This is a genomic window from Embleya scabrispora, assembly GCF_002024165.1.
GTDB lineage: Bacteria > Actinomycetota > Actinomycetes > Streptomycetales > Streptomycetaceae > Embleya > Embleya scabrispora_A.
Genome location: NZ_MWQN01000002.1, coordinates 537,978 through 562,854, shown reverse-complemented (window position 1 = coordinate 562,854; position 24,877 = coordinate 537,978). Strand labels below are relative to the sequence as shown.

Genomic DNA, 24,877 nt, shown 5'->3' with positions numbered 1-24,877 from the left:
GTGGGGCGATGACGGGCGGGCTGGTCATCGGCGCGGTGTTCGCCGGCGCGGGGCGGGCGGTGCCCGATCGGGCGGCGGCGGTGCTCGGCGACGAGGTGCTGACGTTCGGCGCGCTGCACGCGGCGGCGGCGCGTACGGCCCGCGCGTTGCGGGCGGCCGGGGTCGCGCGCGGCGACCGGGTCGTGTGCTGGAACCGGACCACACTGGACGTCATACCGGTATTCGCCGCGCTGGCCCGGATCGGTGCGGTGTACGTCCCGCTGAACCCGGACCTGACCGCCGACGAGGCGCGGGCGACGATCGCCACGGCCCGTCCCGCACTGCTGATCGCCGACCACACGGTGCCGGGGGCGGCCGTCGGCGCGGCGGGCGGCGTGCCGGTGCTCGGCCTCGACACCCTGCCGGCCGCGGCCGGCGCGGCACCGGCACCCGCACCCGCGCCTGCGCCTGCGTCGGCACCCGAGGACACCACGCCCGGCCCCGACGAGACCGACCCCCACGTCCTGTTCTTCACCTCCGGCAGCACCGGCCGCCCCAAAGGCGTGATCCTCTCCCACCGCACCAACGTGCTCCGCACCCATCCCGGCGCGCAGCTCGAAGCGCGCGGCGCGATGGTGTGCCCGTATCCGCTGTTCCACATGGGCGCCTGGACCATCGCGTTGCAGCAGTGGCAGGCCCGGGACACGCTCGTGCTGGTCGCCCGGGCCGACGGCGCGGAGATCGTCGCGGCGGTGCGCCGACACCGGGCGGCCCGGCTGAACTGCGTACCGGCCGTCTGGCGGCGCGTCCTGGACACGCTCGCGGCGGAGACGGGGCCCGGCGCCGGTGTGCTGGACACGGTGCGGTTCGCCGACACGGGCACCTCCCGCACTCCGCCGGAACTGCTCGCGGCGATCGCCGCGGCCGCTCCCCATGCCGTGTTGCGGGTCTTCTACGGCTCGACCGAGGCGGGCAACGTGACCGCGCTCGACGGCGCCGACCTCGTCCGCAGGCCGGGGAGTTGCGGCGTGCCGAGCCCGTTCCAGGAGGTCGGGCTCACCGCCGACGGCGAGGTGCACGTGAGCGGACCGCTGCTGTTCGACGGCTACTTCGACGACCCGGCGGCCACCCGCGCGGTGCTGCGCGAGGGCCGATACCACACCGGTGACCTGGCGACGATGGACGCCGACGGCTACCTGACCATCACCGGCCGGGTCGGCGAGCTGATCCGCACCGGCGGCGAGGCGGTCGACCCCGGCGAGGTCGAGGCGGTCCTCACGCGGGCCGAAGGGGTCCACGAGGTCGCCGTGGTCGGCCTGCCGGATCGGATCTGGGGCGAGCTGATCTGCGCGGTCGTGGTCCCCGTCGACCCGACGAACCCGCCCGACCCGACCGCGCTGCGCGCCTTCTGCACCGGCCGCCTGGCCGGCCACAAACACCCCCGCCGGGTGGTACACGTCCCCGAACTGCCCCGCACAACGGCCACCGGCCAGGTCCAGCGCCGCCGGCTGGTGGAACACATCACCGCACGCGATACCGCACGCATCACCGAACGCATCACCGACGGCCTGACCGAAGGCGAACCGCCGCCCCCGCCGCCCTCCCGCGCCTGAACCACCGAACCGCCCACATCGGCCCCGGTCGACCCCTACCCTCGTGCACACGGATGGGTCGAGCAACTACCGTGCCACAACCGGTCTGTTCCGGACCTCTCGTGACCCCCGACCCACCCGACCGCCCCCGCCGGCGGTGACGTCGGCAGTGGCAACAGGTGGCTGTGGCGCGGAAATCGGGTGTTCCGGCTGCTCGGTGCGGCAATCGGGTCGGGGTCGGCCCCGGAGTTCTCGGGTTGTTTGCGGGGTGTTCGGTTAGTCCTTTCGGGTGTTGGGCTCGAATGGGGCTTCGGGCCCGGGCTCGGTGCGGTAGACAAGGGGGCATGCCTCTGAAGACGCGTGCCGCCAGGGTCGGCTCGATGGATGTGAATCGTATGGCCCCGGTGGAGTTGCGGGTGTTCGCCCTGTTCGCCGCGGCGGCCGCGGCCGGCCAGAGCGTCACCATCCGGGAGGTGGCCGGACTGGCCGGGCCCAACGGGCGCACGATCGGCTCGCGCAGTGCGATGAGCATCGCCGGCGATCTGGTCGACAGCGGTCTGCTCGCCCTGTCCCCACCGTTGGCCTCGGTCGGGCTCGACGCGCCGATCGAGGTGTCCGTGGCCGGCCGGAGCACGACGGAGGGCGCCGGCAAACCGGTGCTGCCGCGCCCGATGTCGCCGACCATGCCGGAGCTGCGCGAGCCGGTCGCGCCCGGGGCCGTGCCGGAACAGGCCCGCGGTGCGCGGCCCGTGCCGGAGCCCCGGCTGTCGAAGGAGGCGCGCCGGCCGCGTGAGCCGAAGGGCGCCAGGGACGGCGAGCAGACCGGGCTGCGCCGCTTCGGCGTGCTGACCGTGCCGCCGGGGCTGCCGGACGCGCTGCTGGCCGAACTGTCCTCGATCGTCGAGGGTTTCCGGGCGCATCAGGCCTCCGGGGTGGCCGACCTGACGGTGGTCGCCGAGTTGACCAAGCGCAAGGCCGCCGCGCTCGCGGTGTGGGCCGAGGTGCCGTATCCGCTGGGCACGGGGCTGGTCCGGGCCGAGGCGGAGCGGGCCCGCCGGGCGCACGAGACGACGTTGCAGCAGTTGGCCCAGCAGCGGGGCATCCCGTGGGAGAGCGCCCGCCCCGGCGCGGAGCCCGGTGGGCACTGGGCGGTGAGCGGACTGGGCGAGCCGGTGCGCGGCGCGCTGAACTACATCGGCCGCACCGCTCCCGGCACCGCGCCCGTGGCCCGACTGCTCGCGCTGGTCTGCCTGTTGCGCGGGGTGGGCACCGGCGTCGCCAACCTGACCGGCCCCGACCTGCGCGGCGTGTGCGGCAAGGAGGCGGAGTCGGCGGTCGGCGAGTTGACCGCGTCCGGCTGGCTCAGCGTCGACGTCGAGGACCTGTTGGCCACCGAGGAGGACCCGATCGGCTGCGGCGTGCCCGGCGCGGAGGGCTTCACCCTGGGCAAGCTGCCCCGGACCCGGTCGTCGGGCTGGGTGGCCCGGGTGATCGCACACAAGAAGCTTCGCAAACAACCGGCGCGGGTACGGCTGGCCGCACTCGGCATCACCTCGCACTGCGATGCGCACGGAGCGGCCCGGGCCGAGCTCGACTTCCTCGCCGGCCTCACCGCGAGCACCCCCGAGGAGGTGGTGGCGGCGGCCGAGGTGCTGGTGGCCGAGGGCTGGCTGACCGAGGCCCATGTCGAGGAGGGCATGCTGCACGCCCGACTCGGGCCGGATCAGCTGATCTTCGTCGAGGCCCTGCGCACGAACACCCCGGTACAGACGCTCCAGGCGGCGGCCAAGGCGGCAGCGGCGGCCGCAGCGGCGGAAACGGCGGAGGCGGAGTCCGTGCCGCAGGAACAGCCCACGCCCCCGGCCGAGCCGACGACCTGAGACGACGATTTCGCGTCTCGCACGCGAACCTGCCCGTTCCGCGTCCGGGTTCGCGCCCGAGCCCGCGCCGGGGTTCGCGCCCCGTGCCGGGGCCGCGTCCGGGTTCACGCGCCGTTCCGGGGCCGCTTCCGGGTCCGGGTAGGCCGGGAAGAGCCCGACCCGACTCGGCTGGATTCCCCCGGGTCGGGACGGCCGAGCCGATGGACCCCGTCCGCAAACGCCGGAAGTTCGACCTGCTGGTGGCAATCGGCTACAAGGAGCGGCGGCCATGTCCGCCACCGCGCCCGGCACGGCCCGCACCGGCGCCCTCGGCATCGCGTACCGGTCCGGCGTGTCCCCGGGCGGCGTGTCGGCGGCCATGACACGAGCGCTGCCGAGCCATCGGCCCAAGCTTTCGGACATCCCCGAGCGCTCGCACACCGCCGCACCTCTCCCCGCCGCGCCTCTCCCCGCCGCGCCTCTCCCCGCCGCGTTTGTCCCTGCCACCTTCGTCCCCGCCGTGTCTCTCCCCGCGTCACGCCGACCCGCCGCCTTCGTCCCCGTCGCGTCGCCTCTCCCCGCCCCGCCTTCCCCCGCCGTGCCCGAACGGGCAGGTGTACGCCGTGTGTGCCGCGCAATAGCGGCGGGGCCGGCCCTCCGGGGGTGACAATCGGCCGCCCATGGGGCAGGTCACAGGCCATCAAGCCGGCGGATGTTCGCCTGCCCGTCACCCGCGATCCGCTCCCCGGTAGGGCGCGGAGCGATGAACTGCGTACGTCCGCCCCTCCCGCCGGGCCCGCACCGCCGACCCCCGTCGACGACCGCGAGCGTCCGGCTTTCCGCGTCCTCGAAAGGGCATTTCGTGTCGGCCTCCCCCCAGCCTCCCTCCGGCGTATCCCGCCGCCGCCTGTTCCAGCTCGGCGCGGGCGGCGCGGGTCTTGCCGTCGCCGGCTCCCTCCTGCCGCCGTCCGTCCAGCAGGCCCTCGCCTCCCCGCCCCGGCGCGGCGGGTTGAAGGCGATCAAGCACGTGGTCGTGCTGGTCCAGGAGAATCGCTCCTTCGACCACTACTACGGCACGCTGCGCGGCGTCCGGGGCTTCGGCGACCGCAACGCGATCCGCCTGCGCGACGGCGGCAGCGTGTTCGAGCAGCCCGGCGGCACGGCCGGCCACGTCCTGCCCTTCCCGGTGCGCAAGGCCGCCCAGGACGCGTCGAAGGACCTCCAGTACATCGGCGCGCTCGACCACAGCTGGGACGGCGGCCACAAGGCCTGGAACGACGGCTGGAACGACGGTTGGATCGGCGCCAAGTCGCCCGCCACGATGGCCTTCTACGACCGCACCGACCTGCCGTTCCACTACGAGTTGGCGGACACCTTCACGATCTGCGACGCGTACCACTGCGCGCTGCCGTCGTCGACCTCGCCCAACCGCAACTACCTGGTCAGCGGCTACACCGGCTACGAGCCGGGTAGCACCACCCGGCGGGCGATCGACAACGCCGCGTACTCCGAGGACACCCACGCGGGTTACTCCTGGACCACCTACGCCGAGCAGTTGCAGCGTGCGGGGCGGTCCTGGAAGGTCTACCAGGAGTGGGACAACTACCAGGACAACAACCTGGAGTTCTACGTCTCGTTCAAGCAGGTCGCCCGCAAGGCGCTCGCCGCGGCCGGCGGCTTCAAGAGCCTGGACTCGTTCTACGGCAAGCTGGCCGGCGTACCCGCCGCCGAGCAGGACGCCATGCTGGCCAAGCTGGAACAGGGCGTCGCCACGCTGTCGCCCGCCGAGCGGGTGCTCTACGAGCGCGGCCTGCGCCGCGGCCGGCCGCACTCGCTCGCCGGCGCGCTGCGCGCCGACATCGCGGCGGGGACCCTGCCCGAGGTGTCCTACCTGGTGCCCTCCGCGGCCGACTCCGAGCACCCGAGCGCCTCCTCGCCCGCCGCCAGCGCCACGATCACCTACCAGGTGCTCGACGCGATCGCGTCCAACCGGGAGATCTGGGACTCGACCGTCGTGCTGCTCACGTTCGACGAGAACGACGGCTTCTTCGACCACGTGCCGGCGCCCTGCCCGCCGGCGGAGGTCACCGACGAGTACTACAACGGGCTGCCGATCGGCTTCGGCGCGCGTGTGCCGATGATGATCGTGTCGCCGTGGACCGTCGGCGGTTACGTCTCGTCGGAGATCTTCGACCACACCTCGGTGACCCGGTTCCTGGAGACCTGGACCGGCGTACGCGCGCCCGACATCAGCGCCTGGCGGCGGACCGTATCCGGCGACCTGACCGGCGTGTTCGACTTCGACCGGGCCCGCCGCTCGCAGGTGCCGCCGCGCCCGGCGCCGGCCCCCGCGTTCACCTCGCGCTGGCGGCCCGCGCCGCCGGCGAACCAGAAGCTGCCCGAGCCGGAGCGCGGTCGCCGCCCGGCCAGGCCGCTGCCGTACCAGCCCGACGCCTCCGCGCGGCTGGACGCCTCCAAGCGCACGCTGACGCTCGACCTCGCCAACGGCGGGCAGTCCAGCGTGCACCTGCAACTGTTCCCGTACTCCGGGGACCTGGCCAAGCCGAAGCACTACGACGTGCGCGGCCGGCGCTCGGACACGATCGCGCTCAAGGGCGAGCGCTACGACCTGACGCTGATCGGCCCGAACGGCTTCCGCCGCGAGTTCGCCGGGGCGACCGCGCCGACCGCGCCCGGGGCGGGTGCCGAGGTCACCTCGCGGGTGCGGTCCACCGGGCGCATGCTCGACCTCGAACTGGTCAACCACGGCAAGCAGTCGGTGACCTTCAAGCTCACCCCCAACGCCTACGGGCAGGGCTGCTCCGACCGCGAGCGTACGATCACCTTGAAGCCCGGCCGCGACCGCACGGTGCACTGGTCGACGGGCTCGGCCGACGGATGGTACGACGTCACGGTGACCCTCGAGGGCGCCGACGGCTTCGTCCGACGTCTGGCCGGTCACATCGAGAACGGCCGGGAGAGCGTCAGCGGCTGACCCGCGACCGACTCGACGCGCGACGTGGGTCGCCCGGAGGCCGGCGCGGCGTCTCCGGGCGGCCCGCCTCGCCACGGCGGGGCCCGCGCCCGCACGACCCCGTACGTCCCGGCGCACTTCCCCGCGCCGGGACGTGCGAGGGGGTGCGGGCGCGGGGCCGAACGCGAGCCGACCTCGGTCGCCACGACCCACCGGTGGGTCGTCGAGGCCGAGGTCGGGAGCGAAGCTCGGGGTCGGAGCCGGGGTGACGGGGCGGTTCAGCCTCGGCTATCGGTCGGAACGATCCCGCGAACGGTCAGTGGACCCTCTTGAACACCGAGGAGTTCGCGGCCAGGCCGTTCTCCCACAGGTATTCGACGTCGCTGCGCTCCTGCGCGTCCGGTTGTGTGTTCGTACAGGACGGGCCGGGCCCGCCGCCCGACATCAGTTCGCTGCACGGACCGGAGTAGTCGTCCGGCAGGCCGAGCACGTGGCCGGTCTCGTGCGCGGCGACGCGGACCGAGTAGTACTCCTGGTTCTGCTCGTAGTCGAGGAAGATGTACCCGTGCCCGTGGCCGTCGGTGTCGGCGTAGGAGCCCTGCGGGTCGCTGCCCTCGTAGTAGGCGAAGTCGGCGCCGCCGCCCCCGCCCTCACTCAACTGCACATTGCTCACCGCGTCGTTCCAGATCTGCGCGCTCTGCGCTATCTCGGACGCGAAGGACGGCGCCTGGCTCGCGTCGTAGGTGATGGTGACGCTCAGCAGACCCGGGTTGGCGGCCTGCTTGGCCCTGACGGACCTCATCACCGCGTCGAAGAACGCCTTGTTGCCGGCCTGATCGGCGGGCGAGCCGGCGTAGGCGGAGGCGGTGTGGTGGCTCGGTACGGGGTGGTGGGACGCGGACGGGGAGGCGGAGGCGGACGTCGGCACCGCGGTCAGTACGGCGGCCAGGCCGAGGCCGAGCGCGGCCGAGAACACCGTCCTGCGGCGGCCGGCGTGGCGCGGGCGCTCCGGCCGGCTCGGGTCGCTCGGCCGGCTCGGGAAACTCGGGTGACGCGATCGATGCGGTCGATTCATCTGGGGGACTCCATTCATGCCGGGAATCGGCGGTCGCCGGTGGGACGCCGGGGACTCGCCGGGGGGATTCCGGTCAGGGCGAGTCTGTCCCCGGTGACGACGAGCGCGGATGATGCCAGTGGGTGATAGCTCCGTCGGATCCGGTGGCGCCCGCCACCCGCGACACCCGGCCCCCGGTACGCCCGCGTGGTCAGGCCCGGAACGGCAACGCCGTGCGTTCCCGGACCAGTTCGGCGTGCGGCGTAAGGGTGCCGGCCGGGAGGGTGGCCAGCCACACCACGTCGGCGGCAGCCCGTTCGAGCGCCTCCTCCCGCGCGGCCGCGTCACCAGGCGCGGCCGGATCCGGGCGACCGACGTACGCGACGTTGACCACGATGTCGCGCCGAGCCGGGTCCTCGGCCAGCTCCCGGGCCAGCACCTTCACCGCGGCCACGGTGCCGATCGCGGAGGGGACGCCGATCCATGCCGGCCACCCCTGGGCCGCCGACCGCCCGTCCTGGACGGCCCGTACGTAGTCGTCCATCACCCGTGACAGGTCGGCCAGGCCGACCCGGTCCACGTCGAAGCGCGCGCGCAGCCGATGGGGCAGGTGCCGCAGACCGCCGAGGTCGCCGACCACACACACGAACCGGGCCCCGTCGCGCAGCCGCGGCGCGAACGCCTCGATCAGCCGGCGGGTGCCGTGGTTGTTGGTGGCGATGTACGCCCCGACCTGGTCCTGATTGCGCGTGGCGAGATCGATCCGGGCGCCGGCGCCGCCGATCAGGATGTCCACGCCGCCGTGCCGCGCGGCGACGGTGTCGGCCAACGCCTCGGCGCCGGCCGGATCGCACAGGTCGAGCGCGGCCAGGCGCGGCGCGAACCCCTCGCGGCGCAGCAGGTCGACGGTGGCCCGTCCGCGTTCGAGGTCACGGGCGGTGAGGTAGACGACGTCGTCGGCGGCGAGTCGGCGGCACAACCCGCGCAGCACGGCCAGGCCCAGTCGCCCGGTCCCCCCGGTGACGATGGCGGTTTTGGACATGGCACTCCCCGATTCCGTCGAGCCGTCGTACGTGGCACGGGTCACCGCCGGCCGAATCGGGTGGAGTCGACCGGGCGGACCGGCGTGTGTCTACGATCGTGCCGAGGCGAGGGTCGGAACAACGGCGATGCCGGCAATGGGCGTTAACTCTCGGGTTAACGATGCGGGGCCTCGCGGGGGGCGATCGGCCGGACTCGGCTCGGCTCGGCGACGAGGTACGGCGGTACGGCGGTACGGCACGACGATATGGCAACGAACGGCGGGGGCGTATGGAGCTGCGGGACATCGAGATCTTCCTCGCGCTGGCCGAGGAGTTGCACTTCGGCCGCACCGCGGATCGTTTGCTGATCTCCTCGGCGCGGGTCAGCCAGGCGATCAAGCAGCAGGAACGCCGAATCGGCGCACCGCTGTTCGAACGGACCAGCAGACGTGTGGCGCTGACCCCGATCGGAGAGCAGCTGCGCGAGGACCTGGCGGCGGGCTATCAGCGCATTCAGGACGGCATTGAACGCGCCGCCGCCTCCGCGCGCGGCCTGACCGGAACGCTGCGCCTGGGCACGATGGATGCCACGTTGGCCGAGATCCCGGAGATCCTGGAGACGTTCCGGACCCGGCACCCCGACTGCGAGGTGCGGATCCGCGAGGCGCACATCGGCAATCCGTTCGGGCTGTTGCGGGCCGGCGAGGTCGACCTCCAATTGGTGTGGCTGCCGGTGGAGGAGCCCGACCTGACGGTGGGTCCGATCGTGCTGACCGAACCGCTGGTGCTCGCGGTGTCCGCCCGGCACGAGTTCGCGGGGCGCGAGTCGGTTTCGCTCGAGGACCTGGCGGTGGGGCCGGTGTTCGGCTTCGACGATTCGGTGCCGGCCTACTGGGCCGAGGCGATCAACCCGGCGCAGACACCCAGTGGCAAGCCGATCCCGCGCGGCCCGGTCAGCTCGACGGCGCACGAGACGCTGACCACGATCGCGGCGGGCCTGGCCATCTCGCCGGTGCCGCTGCACGCGGTCAAGTACTTCCCCCGCGGTGACATCGCGTACATCCCCATCCACGACTCCCCCGTGTTGTCCTGGGCCCTGATCCACCGCACCGCCGCCCTCTCCCCCCTCGCCCGGGCCTTCACGCGAGCGGCCGAGGACACGTTGGCGGCGGCCGAGTCCTGATCCCACGGCGGTGGGGCGGGGGCCGGCCTTCGTGGGGCCGGCGGTGGTACCGGGCGCACGGTGCCCCTCGGCCGCGGCGGGGCGGGCGACGACGCGACGCACCGGGACGGGTCGGGTTGGGGTGGGCTCGCCTACACTCCGGTTGTGTCCGACCTCTCCTCTCCCCCGCCCGGTGACGACGCGCTCGACGCGGTCGGGGTGCTCGTCGATCCGGTGCGCCGGGCGCTGTATCGCCACGTCGTCGCGGCCGAGGGTCCCGTCGGCCGGGCGGCCGCGGCCGACGCGGTCGGCATCCAGCGCACGCTCGCGGCCTTCCACCTCGACAAGCTGGTCGAGGCGAACCTGCTCACCACGGAGTACGCCCGGCCCGCCGGCAAGGGCGGCCCCGGCGCGGGCCGGCCGGCGAAGCTGTACCGCCGCAACCCGGTCGAGACGAGCGTGACGCTGCCCCCGCGCGCCTACGACACGGCCGGCCAGATCCTGGCGGACGCGATCGAGCGGGCCGGCGCGGACCGGGCGGTACACGCGGCCGCGTACGACGCCGGGCGCGTGGCCGGCCGGGCCCTCGGGGGCGGGCCGGCCGCGACGGAGGAGGCCGACGAGCACGCTCGGGTGCTGGCGGCCCTGACGGCACGCGGCTACGAGCCGGTCCCGGACGCGTCCCGCATCCTGCTGCGCAACTGCCCGTTCCACCAACTGGCCGAGGACTTTCCGCCACTGGTGTGCGGCATGAACCTGGCCCTGCTCGAAGGCCTGCTCGACGGCGTCGACGCACCCGGCCATCGCGCCCGCCTGGACTCGGTACCCGGGCGCTGCTGCGTGGTGGTCGAACGCACGGCGTAGGGAGGGAAAGTACGTCTCACCGCCGCCGACTTCTAAAAACAATTCTCATTGACATATTCTCCGCGACCTGGTGAGGTGATGCCATGCCGACGACACACCACATCGCCCAGTTCAACGTCGCGCGAATGCTCGCTCCCCTGGACACGCCCACCATGATCGAGTTCGTCGCCGGTCTCGACCCGGTCAACGAACTCGCCGACGGCGCGCCCGGCTTCGTCTGGCGCCTGACGGGCGAGGACGAGGGCGTGCCCTCCTCCACCGACATCCGCCCCTACGACCCCGAGTCCATCGTGACCATGTCGGTGTGGGAAACCCCGGAACTGCTCTGGGAGTTCGTCTACCGCAGCGGTCACCTGGAATACCTGCGCCGGCGCCAGGACTGGTTCCACCACCTCGCCGAGATCACCCAGGTGGTGTGGTGGCTCCCGGCGGGAACCATCCCGACCGTCGCCGAGGGCAAAAAGCGCCTGGACCACCTGCGCGAACACGGCCCCACCCCGTACGCCTTCACCTTCCGCAACCGCTTCCCGGCGCCGACGGGGGAGGCGGAGGAGCAGGCGGCGGTGGCCTGACGGCTCGCGCACACCACGGCGTCACGGCGCCCGTCGTCGATCGCCCTCGCGCGAATGCCGAGGCGACGGGGGCCGGGCAGCACGTCAGGCCTGGTACAGCTCGTTCCGTCGATGCCGCGCGGCGGGTACATCCACCGATTCGGCCGCCGCCACGTCGAGCCCGCCGGCATTGACCAGCGCCCGCATCAGGACGACCCCCGCCCGCAGCCGCGCGCGCTCCCGCCGCTCGGCCAGGGAAGCCGCCACGCCGATCCCGCCATGGGACGCGTTGTACCGCCCCCAGGCGTACACGTCGACCCGCCGAACGATCCGCTGCGGACGCGGACGCCGCCCCCCGCGGTCCGCCTCCGCCAGGATTCGGGCGCTGTAGCGCAGATCGAAACGCCGGACGGATCGCCACGGTCGTCCGGGAAAAGCCGAGTCGCGACCCCGTTCGATGCGACGCGGAATCGGGTGATGCGCGGTGCGGGACATGGGAACTCCGTCGGTGCACCGCCAGGTTCTTCCACCTGGCGTACCTACCGGAACCCGTGCGCGCCGGCGGCCCGATCCCGCCCCGGGCGCTTCCGTCCGCCGCCGGTCGTCTCCATACGTCGCAAGCTACCGGACCGGCTCGCGCCGGGTGCGGGAATTTCACGGGGTCAGAGCCGCGTCGACCGCCTTGGTGTCCCAGTAGAACGGCCGAATCTCGGTGATCAGGCCGTCCCGGATGGTGATCATCTGCATCACCCACGTGTCGAGGACGCGGCCGGTGGCTCGCGCGGTGAGCAGGCCGTGGTTGAGGATGGCGGCCCGCTCGCCGTCGATGGCGAAGCGTTGTTCGAGGAAGTCCATGTCCCGCCACGCCTCGCCCATCGCGGCCATGAAGTCCTCGATGCCCTCCGGGCCGTAGCGGGGGCCGCCGTAGGGGAGGCCGGGCGACTGGTACATGACGACGTCCGGGTCGAGGCACGCGGCGAGGTCGGCGAAGCTCGCCTTGCCTCGGCCGCCGGCGGCGACGTACGCGGCCTCCGCGGCGAAGAACCGCGCGAGGACGGCGCGGGTGTCGGCGTCGGCGGTGGGCCGGGGTGCGGGGGAGGGGGGTGTGTTCTCGGTGGTCACGGGTCCATCGTGGAGGTGGGCGCGGGGGGCCGCCGGCGGCAATCGGTCGTCGCGTTTCGGGCCCGGGTCGCGGGTGTTCGGTCGGCCGACGGGCTCGGGTGCGGCGAAGGGTGTGTTGTTCGCCGGCCGACGGCGCGACGTCAGGGGATGTGTCCGCCGTCACATGGAACCTTTCCCCTGGGGGCGTCCTCTTCCTGGCGATCGGCCGACAACTCGTCGGCCCGGGAAGGGGATCGCGCCATGCACAACGCCGCCGAAGCCGCAGGCAGCACGAGAACCGCCGCCGACACGACCGCGGTCACGGATGTGGCTACCGCCGCGCCGGCCACCGCTGCCTCGGCCACCGCCGCGCGCCGGCGCAAAGGCACCGCCGTCGCCGCGCTGCTGGCCGGTGATGCGCTCGTCCACGCGTTCTGGGCGACCGGCGCGACCTGGCCGGCCGACAGCACCGAGGCCCTGTCGCAGGGACTGCTCAACGCCGACGTCCCGTTCACCCCACGCGTCCTGCTCCCGCTGTGGGCACTGCTCACCACCGCCGCCGTCGGCATATACGCGCACAGCCGAGGCCGCGGCGGCAGGCTCACCGCACTCGTCACCGTAGCCGTGGCCACCGGGCTCACCGTGCGGGCCGGGGCGGGCGTGATCTGGGCCCTGGGTGTCGGAGCCGATCCGGGCAGCACCTTCTACCGACTCAACCTGGCCGTTTACACCCCGGTGTGCGTGGTCTTCGGGTATACCGCCGCGCGCGTCGCACTGGACGGCATCGTCCGGCGGCCGAGTCGGCTGCTCCGAACGCGGACCGCCGGGAGATGATCACCACCGTGCCGAAGCGTGGAACCGAGGACCGAGCCGCCGAGCGCCGTGCGCGCGGCGTCGCCCTGGCCCGCGCCGCCCGCCGCGGCGACACCGTCGCGATGAGCGATCTGCTCGACCACCTGATCCCCTACGTCACCACCATCTGCGGCCCGATCGCGCTGGACGCCCGGCAGGACGCGGTCCAGGAAACCCTCGTCGTGGTCTTCCGCGCCCTGCGCACCCTCGACGAACCCGAGGCGCTGTACGGCTGGGTCCGGGCGATCGCGGTGCGCGAGGCGGTGCGCATCGCGCGGCGGGCGATCCGGGATGTCCCCACCGAGTGGGCCGACCCGCCCGCCCCCGGCGACCCGCAACTCGCCGCCGACATCGACGACGTCTTGGCCCGACTCTCCCCCGAACACCGCGCCGTACTGGTCCTGCGCGACATCGAGGGCCTGGACGAACAGACCGCCGCCGACCTGCTCGGCGTCCCCGAAGGCACCGTCAAGTCCCGGCTGCACCGCGCCCGGGCGGGATTCCGAAGGATGTGGACGGCATGAGCACACCACGCGAACCCGACGACATCGAACCTCCCGACACGAACGCCGACACCTACACCTATACCGACACCGAGCCGATCGACGCGGTGGGTCGACTTCGGGTGCTGATCGCCGGGATCCCCGGCGCACGCATCGTCGAAGGGATCGTCGACGCGCCGTTCGCCGACGTATGGGCGGTGATGGGGGACCTGGAACACGGCTTCGGCCGGTTCCAACCGGACATGCGCCACGTTCGGGTGCTGCGCCACGACGGCGATCGTATAGAGGCGCACGCCCGCAGCCGGTACGGGATGCGGGCCCGTTTCGACGGTGTCCTGCGCCCGGGGTGGTGCTGGTTGCAGAGCAGGTTCGTGATCATCGGCATGGCGGCCGTCCCCGAGCACGGGAGGACCCGGGTAGCCCTCACCGGCGGCGTACGCATCCCCGGCCGCGCCGCCATCGTGCCGGTGGGCGCGACGCGCGAACTGCGCCGGGGGCTGGTCCGGCTGGGACGGGCGGTGAAGGAAGGCTGACGGACCCGGCGAAATCGGGCTGCGGGCAGGGTGGTTGCGGCGGGGGCGGGGTTCCGAGAGCTTGTGTTCTGGACAAAGGACATCCAGAATAGAGACCACGGTCCACCCGGCCACCGCAACTGCACCACCCCGGTTCGGGGGAGCCGCCGTCCGCACCCCTTTCTTCGGGAGGGCGTCTTTCCTCGGGAGAGGCGTCTCACGAGGCAGATTCTGGATATAGAACATCGTGAATATGCAAACGCCCCGCCCTCGCCCCGACCGCCTCGTCGACTCCCGCCCCGACTCCCACCTCGACACTCACTTCGACCCCGAGCCCAACCATCGGACCGGCGCCCTGACCGACACCCTGACCGACGCCCTGATCGCCACCCGAGTCCAACCCGGCCCCACCGGGACGCACACGGAACCGGCGACGCCCGAGCGCGCCACCGATCCCCGCCAACGACCCCACGAGAAGCCGCCCGCGCCGCCGCCGCCCCCTCGGTCGATGTTCCGCGCCTGGCTCGCCGTGGGCGCGGTCGCGCTCGGGATCTTCTCGCTCATGACCTCCGAGCTGTTGCCCGTCGGACTGCTGACTCCCGTAGGCACCACGCTGGACGTCTCCGAGGGCACCGCCGGACTGATGGTCACCGCGCCGGGCATCGTCGCCGCCTTCGCCGCACCGGTGATCGCCGTGACGGCCGGTCGGCTCGACCGTCGGCTCCTGCTCGCCGCGCTGATCGCCCTGGTCGGTACCGCAAACCTGGTCAGCGCAGCGGCGCCGAACTTCGCCGTGGTGCTGATCGCCCGGATCCTGGTCGGCGTCGGCGTGGGCGGCTTCTGGGCCATCGCGGGCGGCCTGGCTCTGCGCCTGGTCCCGCCCGAGCAGGTGGCTCGAGCAACCGCGATCGTCTTCGGCGGCGTCTCGACCGCCTCCGTCCTGGGCGTCCCCGCCGGCACCCTCATGGGCGAACTCACCGGATGGCGGACCGCTTTCGCCGCCGTCGGCGCGCTCGGCCTCCTGGCCCTGGTGGTTCTGGTGGTCCTGCTGCCTCCGCTGCCGAGCGCAGCGTCCGCCCGGCCGATGACGTTCCGCGACCTGGCCCGGCTCGGGCGCGACAACCGGGGCGTACGCGCCGGACTGGCACTCACGTTCCTGCTGATCACCGGCCACTTCGTCGCGTACACCTTCGTCCGGCCCATCCTGCGCGACATATCCGGTGTCGACGACGGCCTGATCGGCCTCCTGCTCCTCGGCTACGGACTGGCGGGCGTGGTCGGCAACTTCGCGGCGGGCAGCCGAGCCTCGCGCGACGCCCGCCGCACCCTGCTCACCATCGCCGGCGGCCTGACCGCCGTACTGACCCTGCAGGCCGCCCTCCAGAACGTCGCCGCGGCGGGCATCGTGCTGCTGATCGTGTGGGGCCTCGCCTACGGCGCCGCACCGGTAAGCCTCCAGACCTGGATGCTCACCGCCGCGCCCAAGGCAGCCGAGGCGGCGACATCCCTGTTCGTCGCCGTGTTCAACCTGTCCATCGCCCTCGGCGCGCTACTCGGCGCACTCGCCGTCGACGGCATCGCGACCACGGCAGCCCTGTGGTTCGCCGCCGGACTCACCCTCCTCACCGCACTGACCGCAGGCACGGTCCGCCGCCCAACCGGCAACTGACGGCCACGCAGACCAACGACCGCAACCACGCCCGCCGTCGTGACCAACCCGCACAAGACCGCAAGCACCACCACGACCGAAGCCATCACCGCGGCCGAAGCCATCACCGCACCAAGGAGCCCTCGACCATGAGCGACACCTCGTTCACCATCACCAACCCGTCCGACCTGCACAACCCCGTGTCCTACGGCTACAGCCACGTGGTCGACGTCCCGGCCCCCGGCCTGGTCTTCGTTGCCGGCCAGTACGGCTCCGACCCCACCGGCGCGGTCGCCTCACCGGACTTCGCAGCGCAGGTCGAACTCTCCTTCGCCAACCTGGGCGCCGCCTTGGCCGCAGCCGGACTGGGCTTCCGTGACGTGGTCCGGCTCGGTACGTACATCGTCGACCACGACCACGCCAGGCTCGAAGCCCTGCTCGCGGTCATCACCCGCATCTGGGGCGACAAGCCGCCGGCCCAAACCCTCCTCGGGGTAGCCGCCCTCGCCCTCCCCGACATGCTCTTCGAGGTGGACGCGGTAGCGGTCCGCCCGTAACGCCGACGAACCGATCCGAGTCCAATTGGACTCACCACACGCGCCGTGGCCCGACACCCTGCGATGTCGGGCCACGGCGCGTTCGGTATAGGAACAAAAAAGGGGCGAGGAGAAATCCCTCTCCCTGCCCTCTTCAACATATAGCGCCCCCGGGGCCTTGCGGCAAGGTCCCGGCCATGCCGCAGAATGACCGCCCGACCGGAATCCAATCTCGATGAATGGGCCTTGTGATGATTGACGTGATCGTGGTCGGCGGCGGACCCACCGGGCTGATGCTGGCCGCCGAACTGCGGCTGCACGACGTGTACACGGTCGTCCTGGAGCAGTCGGCCGAGCCGTCCGGCCACTCCCGGGGACGCGGACTGCACACCCGCAGCGTGGAAATCATGGACCAGCGCGGCCTGCTGGACCGATTCCTCGCGGCCGGTAACAAGTTCTCGGTCGGCGCCTTCTTCGGCGGCATTCACAAGGAATGGCCGGAGCACCTGGACACGGCGCACCCCTACGGCCTCACCATCCCGCAACCGGTCACCGAACGACTGCTCACCGACCACGCCCTCGCACTCGGCGCGGAGATCCGACGCGACAACGAAGTGGTCGACGTACGCCAGGACGACAACCAGGTGACCGTCGAGCTAGCCGACGGAACGTTTCTGCACGCTCGCTACGTGGTCGGCTGCGACGGCGGACGCAGCACGGTACGCAAGCGACTCGGGATCGCCTTTCCCGGGGAGCCCTCCACCGTCGAGACGCTGCTGGGGGACATGCGGGCCACCGACGACCCGGCAACGATCGCCGCCGTGGTCACGGAAGTCCGCAGGACCCAGTTGTGGTTCGGCGCCATTCCCGACACGGAAGGGCAAAAAGGCGTATATCGCTTCGTGGTACCCGCCGAGGGGGTGGCCGAGTACCGCAGCGCACCGACCTTCGAGGAGTTCAAGCAGCGGCTGCGCGACGTCGCGGGCACCGACTTCGGCGTGCACTCGCCCCACCACCTGTCCAGGATCGGCGACGCGACACGGCAGGCCGAGCACTACCGGGTCGGCCGGGTACTGATCGCCGGCGACGCGGCGCACGTCCACCCGCCAACCGGCGGACAGGGCCTCAACCTCGGCATCCAGGACGCGTTCAATCTCGGCTGGAAGCTGGCCGCCGAGGTCCACGGCCGGGCACCGCAGGGGCTGCTGGACACGTACCACGCCGAACGCCACCCGGTGGGCGCGAGCGTGCTGGACAACGCCCGCGCCCAAATGACCCTTCTGGGGACCGAACCAGGTGCCGCCGCACTGCGAAACCTGCTCTCGAGGCTGCTGGACTGCGAGGAGGCGAACCGCTACCTGACCGGGATCACCACCGCCGTCGACATCCGCTACGACGTCGGCGAGGGCCACGAACTGCTCGGCCGCCGACTGCGGGACGTCGAACTCGAACGAGGCCGCCTCTACGAACTGATGCACCGGGGACGCGGCCTGCTGCTCGACCGTACCGGCCGGCTGTCGGCGACGGGCTGGGCGGATCGAGTCGACCACGTCGTCGACGCGGGCAAGGAACCCGACGTACCGGCGGTGCTACTGCGCCCCGACGGCCACGTGGTGTGGGTCGGCGACGACCAGCACGACCTGCTCCGCCCCCTCACCGAGTGGTTCGGCGCCGCCACGAACCGAGCTGCGCAATCGGCACCGACTGTGAATCACGGTCAAGACACCGCCACCTCGCCCCCGCCGCCCCTCACCTCCGCCTCCAGCGCAGCAACCACCTCCCCCTCCGAACCCGAGCCCGGCGACCAACCCGAGCCGGCCAAGGGCGTGATGTCGAGATACCGCACCTCATAGACCCGCTCCGTGAACTTCCACCCGTCCGGGGTCCGTTGGTAACGATCGCGATAGAGGGAGTAGTTCAACCCGGACCTGCCATCACGCATACGTCCAAGCTCCTGCACGTACGCCCGGCCGGACGCCGTATCCCCGTCCAGCTCGATCGCGCCGGGGTGCACCGTCTGTACGAAGAACTCCCACGCACCCTGCAACCGCTCGATCCCGGCACGGATCTCCCGCCGACCGGTGAATTCCACGTGGGCCTCGGGAATCCGCCACACGCCGTCGTCCGCGAACAGCGACGCCAGGCGGTCGTAGTCGCGCACCATCACGGCATCGGTGAACTCGCCCCACAACGCCGCGATTTCGATCCGATCGGCAATGCTCTCGAGCTTCGGGTCAAGATCCCTCATCGTTCCCCTCCATGGCCCATTCGGACTTCGCAGATGACGCGACGCCCCACCCGGTATGACAAAACAAGCCACCCGAATGTCAGCACCCCACCCAACCGGCCTGATCCGCACGTCCGAACAGGCGTGAAGTCCAGGGACAACGCTCAACAACCGCGGCTTGCCATATCGGCTTGCCACCGACCAACCCGCCCGGATAGGAATCGTGCATGCTAAAGGGCAACACAGTCGGTCTCAGGGCCCGACACGAGGACGACATCCCGATCCTGCGAACCGAGCTCTACGACGACGTGGTCAACGGCTCGCGGGCGGAGGGCCGGCCCTGGCGACCGATCTCGCCCGGTTCGCAAGACTCACGACTCATGGTCAACGACAACGATCCGGGGTTCGTCCCGTTCTCCGTGGTGGAGCTCGACAGCGGCACGCTGATCGGCATGGCAACGCTATGGGGCATCGACACCCACAACCGGTCCGCGCACATCGGACTGGGACTACTCCCGGCAGCCCGCGGCAAGGGCTACGGCACCGACGTGGTCGCGGTGCTGTGCCACTACGGTTTCACCGTGCGCGGCCTGCACCGACTACAGATCGAGACGCTGGCGGACAACACCGCGATGTTGCGCTCCGCCGAGCACAACGGCTTCGTCCGCGAGGGCGTACTGCGCTCCTCCGCCTGGGTCCTGGGCGAATTCCTCGACCAGACCCTACTCGGACTCCTGGCCCGAGACTGGAACCCGAACCCACAGCCAGAGTCCGACCACCAACCGCAGAGCCGATAGGAGACGGTGCGCCCAAACTCCACCGTGCCCCGCGACCGCACCTCGGCCACGGAACCCAACCCTACGTACGCGCACGTGCCGACCTGCAACGATTCGCAGCCGCTCGGGCCGAGCAACCTGACGTGGGCCGCTCGCCCTACCAAGTTCTTGCCCCGGTCCGGTCGGCACCGGCCTGGCAACCATCCAGAGCGCTACCAAGGAGCAACGTCGCGCAGGAATGCCAAGCGGCGGGTGCGCGAGCACGCGGGGCTTGTACTCGACCAGTCGGCTGCGGCTGTCGAAGGTGCGGTGCTCGATCATCTCGAGGGCGACGTCCGGGTAGCCGTCGTAGATGCGTTCTTCGCCCGTGGCCCCGGTGATTACCGGAAACATCATGACCCGGAAGCGGTCGACGAGTCCGGCGCGCAGCAGGGACCGACACAGGCTCAGGCTGCCGATCGTTCCGAGAAGCCCCGAGCCGCTCGACTTCATCGCGCGGACCGTCTCGACGGCGTCGTCGCGGACGAGCGTGGAGTTGGCCCACGTCAGCGGCTCCTCGAACGAGGAGGAGAACACCACCTTCAACACCCGCGTGAGCCCATCGACGGACGCCTCTTTCTCGGGGCCGAACGGGAGCAAGAAACTCGTCGGCGCCGCGCTGTGGAGGAACGGGGAAACGACCTGACCAACCATCACGCTCAGCCGGGCAACTGGCCAAGCACGCCCTTCCCCCCGCTAGAGCAACCCGCTGACCTGCAACGATGCCACAGACGGCGTTCTAAGGGCCGAACAAGATCATGTGCATCCGATCATGCCAGGCAATGAGATTTCGTGGCTCACCAGCGAATTCCCGCAAATGCGCAGGTCAGACAGGGTGCCAGCGGCAACAGCGACGACCAAGTCTCCGCCCGGCGCCCCATAGCCAACAACGACCCGCCCCCATAGCCCGAACCCGGAGCACCCAGACACCGGAGCACACCGCCGCCACCATCACGCGAACAGGCCTCGGCAGCAGGGGAGCGGAGGCCGCCACGCAAGTCGAACCGTCCGACATCGATACAACAAGCGATCCCGAACTCTCCGAACGGACCACTCCCGGAACATCACCAGCAAGGGGTGTGGCCAACCACAGCCGGCTCGCCGCACACATCGCACGCAAACGTCCTTCGTAACACCCACCCACGGCACCCGAAGCCGCTTCTCCGGCAGCCCGGCCCCAAACACAAACCAGTCCCAGTCAGCGATCGACCGGCCCCATCCCGCCTCACGCACCCAATACTCGGAACTACCACGCACAACGGCAGCACCCGCGGGGCCGAAGATCGCCTGACCTACCGAGGCTCGCGCTCCTGGTCGCGGGGCGCCGGTGCAGGGTCTGTCCGAGTCGGTGGTGGGCCGCCACAGGCGTTCGGCGCTCCGAGACCCGGCGCCTCCGACGAGCCGGGCGCACGGGTCGGCGAAACCCGGCCGGCAACAAGGGAGCAGGTGCGGGCCAAGTCGAGCCGCCTGTGGGGCCTTTCCGAATGGGCCGGGCGCCTCCGGTGCGCGTTGCGCCTTTGGCTACGTGGGGTGTGGGTTCTGTCCGAGTCGGCAAATGGCCGCCACCGGCGTTCCGAACTCCGAGACCGGGGTTCCCGGTAACACAGCCGCACCGCTTGGCGAAAACCGGCCGGCAACGGGGGAGCAGGAGGGCGCCCGGGTCTAGACCTCCGAGGGGCCTCCCGAGGACGTCGAGTGGCTTCAGGTGCGGTGGGAGTGTGGATGACGAAGGGGTACAAGTCCGGATCGCCCAGGATGCTGTCGCCTCGGCCTGAGAGAAAACCGCAGGTCAGCGCTGACGGATAACTGCTTCGAGCGCCTCGGCATCCGGTTTTGAACTCTGCTGGGCATTATCGGTCGCCTCGACGGCCTCTGCACGGCTCACAGTGCTCGAAGCAGGATCCCACCGGACGATTTCGCTCTCCACGCAGGCGTCCAGGGAATCGGAGCACACGAAACCGACGCTCAACGCCCGACTCTCCACCCCGACACTACGGAACCGCAGGCCACCGAAGCCCGAAACCCCCAACTACCCCGCCGAGATCCGGCTTCGAGCCCTGATGTCCAACACCCGCGAAACGCCCCAACCCACCCGGGAACCCTTCCTGGCGGACTCAACTCGGGCGCCCAACCTACCCACCACTGCCAGCCGATTTTCGCCGAGCAACACACCCGCCCCGCCCGAAGCCCCAAGTCTCCGAGCTCCGAACGCCAGCGGCGACCCACCACCAACTCGGACACACCCCGCACCATCACCCCGCAACCGAAAGCGCAAACCTCGGTAAGCGCCAGGAACGAAACCGAAAAGCCACGTCCGCTTTCCCGCACCTCCACTCAAGGGCACCTCTTCGTCTGCGCCCTCGTCAGACCCCATCCGCTCCGATGAACCGATGACGAAATCATGGAATCCCATCGAGGTACACTCCGCAGCCCGCACGCCCGTGAGCACCGTTCTCTCTGGTGCACTCTGGCAACTCACATGAGCTCGTGCCTGTCCCCAGGCTGTCCATCTACTACGCGATTCGACTCTTGCCAGATCGACACTCCAGTCACCGTTCAATGTGAACGAAGGCCGTTGGATCCGCGAGCCTGGAGTGAAGTTTCGGGCTAGCGCTCCTCAGAGCAGAAACCTTCCTTCGCATCGGATGATGGCTCCTGACCTGCTACTTTCACAAGTTCACAACTCATACAACGCATGATGTCCGTCAATATGTAGCGCCAGTTGCACGTGAGCACGCACGGCTACATATTCATCAAGATATATAGGCAGCTGCAACGTATGCTGCATGGCAGTAGGTGCTGGATCATAGAACACAACAAGTTCGTTTCACTGCAACAAAAGAAGTTCGAGAAGCTGCAACACTAAAACGGCGCCTGTATGTGCGGGTGTGCGGGTGTCTCTGACGGCGGGTGTTGGGGCGTACCGACGGGTGGATTGCTGCATGGATGGAGCAACGGTCGGATCGGCGGATAGGTAGAGCGATGTGTAAGCGGATCTACGGAACTGTCTTTGGTTGTATGGGTGGGTAGCTGTACAGGTGTTTCGACGGACGTAGAGGTGTGCGGATGGCTCAATCTGTGGATGTAGGTAGGGGTCTTGCTATGGATGTTGCTATGCATGGATGGATCTCCAGGTGTTGGGATGGATGGATGGAACTATGGTTGGGCGTTCGAAGCGATGACTGGGCAGAGCAAACAACGGACGTACGGCTAGATCTATCGATGAGCGCATGGATGTATGTACGGGTGCACGGAATGATGGATGGATAGCTGGATGGATAGAACAACGGGCGTTGCTCTGGGCGGATCGATCGGTGGTCGTTCGGATTTATGGTCGAAACGATGGATCGAACGACGGATACATAGCTCTACGGTCGGAACGAACGACAGATGTACGGCTGGGCGGACGTATCGATGAACGGCCGGAACTACGGATGGACGGGCAGACGGCCGGAGCGTACGGCGGGCAGGTCGGTGTGCCGAGGCCTCGGTGTTCCTGTGTGCGGAACGATGGGCAGGCATTCGATCAGACAGAGCGCTGGCTCGACGGTCGGACGGGCGGGCGGTCCTGCGGGCGGACCGGTCTGCATTCGCAGCGACGGACGGGCGGCCGAAGTCCTGGGTGTTTCGGTGAAGCGGCGGGTGGATGCCCGGTCGGCTGTGGCGGCCGGTGGGCCGATCGGTCTGCCCCCGGACCGCGCGGTGGGTGGCCGAATCCCCGGGCGGACCTGCCTTCGGGACGGTCTGCCTGCGGTGCGCTCCGACACTCCCACACACGATCCGGCTACGGCCCACCGGGCGGTCAAAGCTGCGGAACGCTCGGACTTCGGCGCGCACGAAGGTTCGGTGGACGAACGCGCGGGCGCGCGGATCCGGCAACGACTCGGCATGCGGTCGCGACACTCGACGCGCCGGCGGGTGGATCCGTGGCCGAGACGACCTCTCAGCGGCTCCGTGCCGGGACGTTCGGGCAGCGGGCACCCACGAGCAAGCGAGCGCACACACCGCGCCTCTCAGGGCCGACAGAGCGATCCCGCGAACGTCCGGCGTCGCAACCGCACATGTGACTTTCGGGCCGAACGGCGCCCCGCACGCGGCTTCTCGGCCGCCTCCCCAACCTCACCGAGCCCCGCACGGGACGTTGCCGGCTCGGCAAAACACGTCACCTGGCACGCGAGCGGCCGCTCGAGCCCCGCTTCCCCGATCACCGGATACGCGCCCACCCGAACCGCCCGACGCACAACATCGCCCCGCCACAAAATGGGCGGACCAAAAACCGGCGCCCTGGACGACCGGGTCCACCTGGACCGCTGGGACCGCAAGCCAGGCTGCCTGACGGAGAGCGGGCGGGCCGGACGGGGCGGCCGAGCAAGGTTGCGTCGGAGCGGACTGGTTGGAGGACCGGATCAGGTGTGTCGGGACCGGTGCCCCGGATAACCGGGTGAGGCCGTGTCGGGACGGATGGGCCGGCGCGGCCTGGACGACTCGGCGGAGTACAACATCCGAATCCGTCTGCTCGGCCCGGCCGGGGAACCCCGACGAGCGGATGCGCTCGACGGGATGCTGCCGGCACGGCGTGGGACGGCGCGGTCAGTGCGTCTTCGACAGCCCTACGGACGTAAGTTGACGATTTGTGGCTGACGGATGGGTCCGGTGGACATCGCGACTTCCTCCGGAAATGACCTCCGCGTGGACTCGGCTGCTTCGCCCTGTCCGCACCCGATGCGGTATGCGGGAGTCGAGCGGCCGGAGCCGCAAACAACGTGGCGCACGACGAACCGCCGACGTCGAATGGCCGGGCTTGCGGTGGCCGGGCCACTGCCCGCGAAGGCGGGCGACGACAGGCCAACGACGGGCGAGCGAACGGCCACCAGGCAGTTCAACGAGCAGGTAGCGAATGAGGCAGGAGGCGGAGCCACGGCCCGGCCGGCAGTGGGTCGACTGCCTTTGCGCAGGCCGCGCGGGCTGCGGGCGGCCTATGGGCGGTCTTCGTATGCCGGGACCGGGTGTGAGCGGTCGCCAGGTAGGGCGCCTGTGGCAGGCGAGCGGCGGGTCGATGGACGGGACACTCCACGAGTTGCAGACACGGGCAGCGGGTGGGGCCGGCGCGCGACAGGCCATAGGCGGCCAGCCTGCGGCCAACAGGCAACCGGGCCGGTCAGCCACCCGTCGGCGGCCGGGTGGGATGACGTTGCGGTTCGACACGCCGTGCGCGACACCAATGGCCCAGCGGTATGCCGGAGAGCGGGTGGAGGGTGGGCGCACCTAACGGGCGAAGTGGGTGAGCACGGCGAGCGGTGGGGCAGCGCTCGACGCTCGGCAGGCGGGCAGCAGGTGACCGGCAGCAGACGGCAGACGGCAGACGGCGAGCAGCCGGTAGCGGGTGCACGTGGCATTGGGCGAACAGCAGGCAGCAGCGCCATCCGGCACGCCGTGTGGGACAGCGATGCCCCACCGGCATCCCCCATGCGAGGTGGCCAAGAGCCCACCGGCAGGCGGGAGTTGGCACCGAGATACGCGCGCAACAGGGGTGGGCCCGCATTGAGGCGAGCAGGCAACGGCGGTGGACCTGCGTCGGGACGAGCGCGGCCGGCAGACGAGGGCCAGCGGGCAGGCCATCCAGGGG

The 24,877-nt window shown here is 70.8% G+C and carries 18 protein-coding genes and 2 pseudogenes; 13 read left to right on the top strand and 7 right to left on the bottom strand.

Going from position 1 to position 24,877, the window contains the following annotated elements:
• Nucleotides 1–8 precede the first annotated feature (8 nt).
• From B4N89_RS33015 to B4N89_RS33005, 3 genes are all read left to right on the top strand, one after another.
• Nucleotides 9–1,592 (top strand): class I adenylate-forming enzyme family protein, encoded by a 1,584-nt coding sequence (locus B4N89_RS33015; protein ID WP_078980134.1) that lies wholly within the window; start codon nt 9–11, stop codon nt 1,590–1,592.
• Between the two features lie 323 nt (nt 1,593–1,915).
• The gene (locus B4N89_RS50145) at nt 1,916–3,451 is read left to right on the top strand and encodes a hypothetical protein (protein WP_161500905.1); all 1,536 of its coding nucleotides are present in this window, start codon (nt 1,916–1,918) and stop codon (nt 3,449–3,451) included.
• Nucleotides 3,452–4,292: 841 nt separating this feature from the next.
• Nucleotides 4,293–6,425: a phosphocholine-specific phospholipase C gene (locus B4N89_RS33005; protein WP_078980132.1), complete on the top strand. Its 2,133-nt coding sequence runs from the start codon at nt 4,293–4,295 to the stop codon at nt 6,423–6,425.
• A gap of 295 nt (nt 6,426–6,720) precedes the next feature.
• Here the strand turns inward: B4N89_RS33005 and snpA are convergent, their stop codons facing one another.
• Together snpA and B4N89_RS32995 are read right to left on the bottom strand one after the other, a co-directional pair.
• On the bottom strand, nt 6,721–7,479 hold the full coding sequence (gene snpA / locus B4N89_RS33000) for a snapalysin (RefSeq protein ID WP_078980131.1): 759 nt from the start codon (nt 7,477–7,479) through the stop codon (nt 6,721–6,723).
• Between the two features lie 190 nt (nt 7,480–7,669).
• Nucleotides 7,670–8,500, bottom strand: a complete 831-nt coding sequence (locus B4N89_RS32995; protein ID WP_143658168.1) for an SDR family NAD(P)-dependent oxidoreductase — start codon at nt 8,498–8,500, stop codon at nt 7,670–7,672.
• A 269-nt stretch (nt 8,501–8,769) separates the two neighbouring features.
• Here B4N89_RS32995 and B4N89_RS32990 point away from each other — a divergent pair, with 269 nt between their 5' ends.
• The 3 genes from B4N89_RS32990 (at nt 8,770) to B4N89_RS32980 (ending at nt 11,078) form a co-directional block, all read left to right on the top strand.
• A complete protein-coding gene (locus B4N89_RS32990; protein ID WP_078980129.1) occupies nt 8,770–9,663 on the top strand; it encodes a LysR family transcriptional regulator in 894 nt (297 codons plus the stop codon).
• A gap of 144 nt (nt 9,664–9,807) precedes the next feature.
• Nucleotides 9,808–10,506 (top strand): helix-turn-helix transcriptional regulator, encoded by a 699-nt coding sequence (locus tag B4N89_RS32985; protein ID WP_078980690.1) that lies wholly within the window; start codon nt 9,808–9,810, stop codon nt 10,504–10,506.
• 83 nt (nt 10,507–10,589) lie between these two features.
• Complete coding sequence (locus tag B4N89_RS32980) at nt 10,590–11,078, top strand: DUF3291 domain-containing protein (protein WP_078980128.1); 489 nt, start codon at nt 10,590–10,592, stop codon at nt 11,076–11,078.
• A gap of 84 nt (nt 11,079–11,162) precedes the next feature.
• On the opposite strand, the gene B4N89_RS32975 is transcribed toward B4N89_RS32980, so the two are convergent.
• Entirely contained in the window at nt 11,163–11,552 is a 390-nt protein-coding gene (locus B4N89_RS32975) for a hypothetical protein (RefSeq protein WP_235619054.1), read from the bottom strand.
• A 159-nt stretch (nt 11,553–11,711) separates the two neighbouring features.
• Nucleotides 11,712–12,179 (bottom strand): nuclear transport factor 2 family protein, encoded by a 468-nt coding sequence (locus tag B4N89_RS32970; protein ID WP_078980127.1) that lies wholly within the window; start codon nt 12,177–12,179, stop codon nt 11,712–11,714.
• A gap of 240 nt (nt 12,180–12,419) precedes the next feature.
• On the opposite strand from B4N89_RS32970, the gene B4N89_RS32965 reads away from it, so the two are divergent.
• The 6 genes from B4N89_RS32965 (at nt 12,420) to rox (ending at nt 18,062) form a co-directional block, all read left to right on the top strand.
• Nucleotides 12,420–12,992 carry a DUF3995 domain-containing protein gene (locus tag B4N89_RS32965; RefSeq protein WP_078980126.1) on the top strand — a complete coding sequence of 191 codons (573 nt, stop codon included), beginning with the start codon at nt 12,420–12,422 and terminating at the stop codon, nt 12,990–12,992.
• An 8-nt stretch (nt 12,993–13,000) separates the two neighbouring features.
• Nucleotides 13,001–13,534 carry an RNA polymerase sigma factor gene (locus tag B4N89_RS32960; protein WP_235619053.1) on the top strand — a complete coding sequence of 178 codons (534 nt, stop codon included), beginning with the start codon at nt 13,001–13,003 and terminating at the stop codon, nt 13,532–13,534.
• Nucleotides 13,531–14,046: a hypothetical protein gene (locus B4N89_RS32955; RefSeq protein ID WP_235619052.1), complete on the top strand. Its 516-nt coding sequence runs from the start codon at nt 13,531–13,533 to the stop codon at nt 14,044–14,046. The genes B4N89_RS32960 and B4N89_RS32955 overlap by 4 nt, the downstream gene beginning before the upstream one ends.
• A 487-nt stretch (nt 14,047–14,533) precedes the next feature.
• Complete coding sequence (locus tag B4N89_RS32950; RefSeq protein ID WP_078980687.1) at nt 14,534–15,694, top strand: MFS transporter; 1,161 nt, start codon at nt 14,534–14,536, stop codon at nt 15,692–15,694.
• A gap of 128 nt (nt 15,695–15,822) precedes the next feature.
• The gene (locus B4N89_RS32945; protein WP_078980123.1) at nt 15,823–16,230 is read left to right on the top strand and encodes a RidA family protein; all 408 of its coding nucleotides are present in this window, start codon (nt 15,823–15,825) and stop codon (nt 16,228–16,230) included.
• 230 nt (nt 16,231–16,460) lie between these two features.
• Nucleotides 16,461–18,062 (top strand): rifampin monooxygenase, encoded by a 1,602-nt coding sequence (rox, locus tag B4N89_RS32940; RefSeq protein WP_201261046.1) that lies wholly within the window; start codon nt 16,461–16,463, stop codon nt 18,060–18,062.
• A 14-nt stretch (nt 18,063–18,076) separates the two neighbouring features.
• On the opposite strand, the pseudogene B4N89_RS51845 reads toward rox, so the two are convergent.
• Nucleotides 18,077–18,457 (bottom strand): annotated as a pseudogene (locus tag B4N89_RS51845) (nuclear transport factor 2 family protein); the annotation flags it as partial.
• A 206-nt stretch (nt 18,458–18,663) separates the two neighbouring features.
• Here B4N89_RS51845 and B4N89_RS32930 point away from each other — a divergent pair.
• Complete coding sequence (locus B4N89_RS32930) at nt 18,664–19,233, top strand: GNAT family N-acetyltransferase (protein WP_078980121.1); 570 nt, start codon at nt 18,664–18,666, stop codon at nt 19,231–19,233.
• Between the two features lie 210 nt (nt 19,234–19,443).
• Here the strand turns inward: B4N89_RS32930 and B4N89_RS32925 are convergent.
• Both B4N89_RS32925 and B4N89_RS50140 read right to left on the bottom strand, forming a co-directional pair.
• Nucleotides 19,444–19,842 (bottom strand): annotated as a pseudogene (locus B4N89_RS32925) (dihydrofolate reductase family protein); the annotation flags it as partial.
• Nucleotides 19,843–21,040: 1,198 nt separating this feature from the next.
• Entirely contained in the window at nt 21,041–21,220 is a 180-nt protein-coding gene (locus B4N89_RS50140; RefSeq protein ID WP_161500904.1) for a hypothetical protein, read from the bottom strand.
• Nucleotides 21,221–24,877 lie beyond the last annotated feature (3,657 nt).